The organism is Solitalea longa, assembly GCF_002920915.1.
GTDB lineage: Bacteria > Bacteroidota > Bacteroidia > Sphingobacteriales > Sphingobacteriaceae > Solitalea > Solitalea longa.
In genome coordinates this window covers 1-4,173 of record NZ_PQVF01000028.1, presented here as the reverse complement: position 1 = coordinate 4,173, position 4,173 = coordinate 1, and the positions used below count along the sequence as shown (strand labels likewise).

4 protein-coding genes are annotated in these 4,173 nt (G+C 36.8%); all 4 read right to left on the bottom strand.

Features of this window, described 5'->3' with window-relative positions:
• Window positions 1–1,183 precede the first annotated feature (1,183 nt).
• Window positions 1,184–1,855, bottom strand: coding sequence for a hypothetical protein (locus C3K47_RS19295; protein WP_103790802.1), 672 nt, complete (start codon window positions 1,853–1,855; stop codon window positions 1,184–1,186).
• 151 nt (window positions 1,856–2,006) lie between these two features.
• On the bottom strand, window positions 2,007–2,474 hold the full coding sequence (locus C3K47_RS19290; protein WP_133159424.1) for a hypothetical protein: 468 nt from the start codon (window positions 2,472–2,474) through the stop codon (window positions 2,007–2,009).
• Window positions 2,475–3,095: 621 nt separating this feature from the next.
• Entirely contained in the window at window positions 3,096–3,494 is a 399-nt protein-coding gene (locus tag C3K47_RS19275) for a hypothetical protein (RefSeq protein ID WP_103790798.1), read from the bottom strand.
• A gap of 151 nt (window positions 3,495–3,645) precedes the next feature.
• Window positions 3,646–4,173, bottom strand: a 528-nt coding sequence (locus C3K47_RS19270) for a hypothetical protein (RefSeq protein WP_207765336.1), incomplete at its 5' end; no start/stop codon positions are given.

Here is a 4,173-nt window from a genome sequence, read left to right as displayed (position 1 = left end):
TAGATTGAGACTGACAAAAAGAAAACAATGTTGTGATTGCTAGGAATATTATTGCACTAAAAATTATTTTCATTTTTCTATTTAGTTCCAAGGTGTAGTCGTTCTATAAAATGGCAGGTAACGGATGGCGCTTGACGCAGGTGCGAAGATAGTTCCTTCCATTGTCCAGCGTGACGAAAGTAATTTAACGTAGTGGAATTTGCAAGTTGCACATCGCCCGCACTTGCGGCATAGCGCGTGTTATAGGCAGCCCTTATTACCTCATTGAAATAAATTTATAAAGAAGTCTAAAATTGGAAGTCTAAAAGGATAAATAATTAATGATATAAGTCCGATAAGTACATATGATTTTGCTTTTGAAATCTGATTAGTTCTTAGGTTTTTAACAAATCCGACTAACATTAAGAGGGTTAAAAAAATTAAGGGGAACCAATTTGTTATAAAAACTGAAATTGGAAGTCCGTCAATTCTTTCGCTTTCTCTGCCTGAGCCAAATACCAAAAAATAGAACAGAGGAATTATAAAAAGTATTATTAAAGCGCAGAGTAAAAAACTTAGCACCAGTCTTAAAAGAAAATGGAAATACAGCGTCTTTGTCGAGAGTAATTCTTTAACGGTTAGCATTCTATTGCCGATTTTTTAGGGTTGCCTATAACGTTTTGGCGCTTGACGCAGGTGCGAAGAAAGTTCCGTTCCAGTGTCCAGCGTGACGAAAATAATTTAACCTAAGGGAATTTGCAAGTTGCACATCACTCGCACTTGCGGCACAGCGCGTGTTAGCTGTAGTGCTAATTTTGCTTTCTTCGACTGAACTTTTTGATTCCATAATAATAAAGTCCTAGAAAACAAGAAGCCAGAATAAAAAGACCTGTACCCATTTGAAATCTCCAATTCCACCAATAGTAGGCTGATTGACTAAAATACTCTGAAATAAAAAATGCTTGATAAATAACTATTAAGGATGAGAAATAGAGTCCGACAGCCATGATTATTAGACGGTCTTTATAAAAATTAAAACCTGATCTTATTTTCAATTTCATTGATGGTCGTTGGTTTAGGTTCAAGCATTACAGCTAACGAGCGGCGCTTGCCGAAGGCGCGGTGAAAATACCTGCGTCATTCTCCGCCGTGGTGTAAAGTTATTAATTAGGTTGAAAGAACATAGTTGCACGTCAACCGCGCTTTACGGCAAGCGGATGTTAGCGGAAGTGCTTTTTTCAAGTGTAATAGAGTCGCACCAGTTCCAAACCTTGTAGCCTTCTACGTGACTTTTCATGTATAGCTTCTTTTTGTCTTGTGAAACTGAAATATCCAATGTCTTTTGTAACGGATGGCTCCACTCGTCATAATTTATCTCGCTGAACTTCGTCGCGAGAAGAGGAAACCAATGAGTTAGCTTATATATTTCAACCTTTTTCAATCTGATTGAAGGGTCTGGACCTGAACCTATATTTCTCTCTTTATAAATTAGTTCCGCGGTCACCCATTTACTTTGTACTGGTTCCATTTCAAAAGAGAAAATAAGGGTAAAGAAGAATCCAAGTGTCGCAAAAAGATAACCGAGTCCGAAAATCGAGTTTACAACAAGTTTGCTCATCCGTACCTCTCTTTTGTATAAGTGCCATATCATCACAGAAAAGGCACCGTAGATGAACGTCAAACTAAACCAGTTAAAGTTTTCGCTGATGGTGATAATGTCTATAGCTACCGCGGTAACTATAATAACGCTAGCTGTCATAAGCGAAACAAGCATCAGCTTTCTAATCCTTGGCTTATCTTTCGTTTGTCGAATAAAGAACCTGCCTAGAGCAGGATAAATTAACAATGACGTAGTTATGAATATGAATGGTGTCATAGCATTTCCGCTAACGTTTTGGCGCTTGCCGAAGGCGCGGTGAAAACACCTGCGTCTAAGTCCGCCGTGGTGTAAAGTTATTAATTAGGTTGTAAGAACAAAGTTGCACGTCCAGCGCGCTTTACGGCAAGCGGCTGTTAGCAGCAGTGGTTTATTTTTCAGTTATAAACTCGTAATCAGATTCTGAAAATAGCTTGGCAAATTTTAACATAGCGTTAAAAGATTCTTTATTCGGAGAGCCATTCATGCCTTTATTAATAATTTTATCATATGAACTTTCCGTAGTAACCGCCCCAAAATTGATATTGATATTCATTTTTGACATTCCAGTTAAGATAATTGTACTGTCCTTTACAACAAAACTTAAGTAGTAACTAACGTCTAGTTTTTCCAGGTTTTTAGGAGACGATTGAATAGTGAAAAAATCCTTGTCTTTTTTTTCAATTGAAAAGTCGTTATCTATTAATTTTTTACCTATCAATAAAAAGTTCTCTTCAATAGTCTTATTGTTCTTTATTATAATTTTCCAAGCTTTCTTCGGTGGGTTATCTAATAAATTCGATTGTCCAAATGAATGGGAAGAGAAAAATATAAAACAAATTATAATTAGATTTTTCATAGTCGTGAATCTGTTTTTTACCATTGCTGCTAACGTTTTGGCGCTTGCCGAAGGCGCGGTGAAAACACCTGCGTCTAAGTCCGCCGTGGTGTAAATTTATTAATTAAGTTTTCAGTTCAAAATTGCACGTCCTCCGCGCTTTACGGCAAGCGGCTGTTAGGCGCCGCTTTTATTTTTGGATCGGAATAGTAAATTTTCCAAAATAAATGACACAGTAGCCAATATTAAAATATCCAATACTAACATGCTAATATTTAAATCATGTCTGGTTAAAGGTTCTGGACTACGTTTTCCTCCTAAATAGGTATAAAAAGTAAATGGAAATCCAAAGGAGTCGTTTCCATCAGAGGGACTATTAAATGTCGACAAGGCTAAAATTGTCAAAAGGAACAAGACAATTAGAATAATTAAAAGTCTGATAATTTTCATTCAAAATTCAGGTTTATCAGTAGTTGTGAAGCTTGATTAAAGTGGCGCCTAACGTTTTGGCGCTTGCCGAAGGCGCGATGAAAACACCTCCATCATACACCGCCGTGGCGTAAAGTTATTAATTAGATTGTAAGAACAAAGTTGCACGTCCACCGCGCTTTTGGCAAGCGATTGTTATATGCAGTTGTCATTTTAAGTAAACCGAACAACTTCATATTCAACTTCTCGCTTTCCCCAAAATTTAAATCCGAAAAGTCCTGTAGTCATCGGTCGATTATTATTTTCAATATCTACAGGCAGTTCTAATTCCCAAGCGATTGCTTTTTCACCTCTTTTAAAGATTTTTAACCGAGTCCTATTAGTGATTATATCATCGATGGTATTAATAAGCTCTTGATTTTCTTTGTCGTTATTTTCAAAATGCCAATGCCATTCCTCGAAAAATAAGGTATGTTCTTTTTCCCAAAATGCAATGGATAACTTCCTGGCGGTCGTCATTGAACGAACGGTTAAGAAATCGTTTTTCTCGAATTCATAAGTTAGTTCGGGGAAGTCATTGAGTTTAATTAAAATATCGTGAATTACTTGCATTCCTTCAATTGCATATAACGTATTAGGCTTGCCGTTCGGCGCGAAGAAAATCGCGCTTAATTGTCAGCCGTGATGCAAGTTATTAATTTGGTTTTGATTTCATAGTTGCACGTCGCTCGCGCTGACGGTAAGCCTGTGTTATGAGCAGTCGTTATTTCCATTCACTCAATTTCCAATCGCTTTCTAATCTTTCAATAATTAATGTGTCATTCCAAAAACCAGACGGAGATAATTTTATTTCTTCTTGGGTTAAACTATTTTTTAATTGCCGTTGCAACGTTTTCCGATTAACAATATGCCAACCTAAAAATTCTCCTCTAACGTTATGTTCGCTTCTCGCGTACTCTTGAATTTTGAATTCTAAAGGCAAATTATAATTACCAATAAATGAAATTATTTTTCTTCTTAATGCAGGTTTTATTACAAATGTGATACACCATCTTTCTAATTTGTCGACATCGCTTTGATTTATTGAATCCGAAATATGGTCAAGAATTCTAACATAATCTCCAAATTCGGTTGTTTCCACAAACTGCATATATCCCAAACCCTTTTTAGTTTGTATGCTGAAGATATCTCCTTTGCTAATTTTCATAGTTGATTGTTGATACGATTGCTCATAACGTTTTGGCGCTTGCCGAAGGCGCGGTGAAAACACCTGCGTCATTCTCCGCCGTGG